Raw genomic sequence first — 1,484 nt, 5'->3', positions numbered from 1 at the left:
GTATTGAGGTTATTACCGACGTTCACGGCTACACTGGCTGGTACCTGTAGGGTTACCGCGCCATCTGTGGCAGGTGTTACGAGAACGGTGTAAGTGATATTATCTGTTGTCTGGAATGCGCTGAGGGTAGCGTTGGTGGTGGTAATGTCACCAACTACAAATCCAGTCACCGCTTCGGTGAACGTGATGGTCGCCGTGAATGGCGCAATCACCGGCGAGGTAGCGGTAGTGGAAATGACTACACCTGGATTAGTGGTATTTACCAGTACTCCGGTAGTGTTGCCTACATTATTGAGTGTGAGTACTGCATCCTTTCCGGCTGAGTTACGGATAGTGCCGGTAAGTGTGGTACCCAGTGTAATACCATCCATATCCATATCGCCCTGCTGCACGGTGTAGCTGTATAATAAAGCATTGGTGCCGCTGCCGCTTACAAGTGTAGCGGATCTGGTGGTGGCGCCTATGATTACATCCAGCGACGAAGCACCGGTAATATTCACCGGTTCACTGAAGTGAACGGTGAAGGAGAGTACCTGGCCAAGTCTGTAAATGGCATTGGCCGGTACATCTACTGCTGTTACTACAGGAGCTGTTCCTGCAAAAACGAGGCTTAATGTATTGGAAGCGGTATTGCTATTATTACCCACGTTCACGGCTACACTGGCTGGTACCTGTAGGGTTACCGCGCCATCTGTGGCAGGTGTTACGAGAACGGTGTAAGTAATATTATCTGTTGTCTGGAATGCGCTTAGCGTAGCGTTGGTGGTGGTAATGTCACCCAGCGTAAATCCGGTCACCGCTTCGGTGAACGTGATGGTCGCCGTGAATGGCGCAATCACCGGCGAGGTAGCGGTAGTGGAAATGACTACACCCGGGAGGGTTGTATTCACGAGTACGCCCGTAGTGCTAGCCACATTATTCAGGGTGAGTACTGCGTTGTTACCTGCCGCATCACGGATAGTACCGGTCAGCGTTCCCAGGGTAATACCGTCCATATCCATATCACCATTCTGCACGGTGTAACTGAATAGTAAGGCATTGGTACCGCCGCCACTTACAAGTGTGGCTTGTCTGGTAGTGGCGCCTATTACTACACCCAGCGATGGTGTGCCGGTTACATTAACTATCTCACTAAAATGAACAGTGAAGGAGAGTACTTGTCCATCGTTATACACGGCATTGGCAGGTACATCTACTGCTGTCACTACTGGTGCGGTACCATCGAAAACAAGGCTTAAAATATTAGAAGCGGTATTTGGGTTATTGCCCACGTTCACGGCTATACCGGCCGGTACCTGAATCGTCACAGTACCATCTGCTGTTGGTGTTACGAGAACGGTGTAAGTTGGTGTTACGAGAACGGGGAATGTACTTAAAGTTGCGTTGGTGGTGGTAATATCACCCAGTGTAAATCCAGTCACCGCTTCGCTGAAGGTAATTGTGGCGGTAAACCTGAAGGTAATTGTGGCGGTAAACGGTGTAAT

General features: G+C 50.0%; 1 protein-coding gene. It reads right to left on the bottom strand.

The genetic code is table 11. The features are described from left to right. A partial coding sequence (locus tag AC1DP6_RS36425) for a beta strand repeat-containing protein (RefSeq protein ID WP_477059300.1) occupies positions 1-1,484 on the bottom strand: 1,484 nt, incomplete at both ends.

The sequence above is a fragment of the Chitinophaga sp. 01L420 genome, from assembly GCF_056399985.1.
This window is presented reverse-complemented; position numbering and strand designations above follow the sequence as displayed.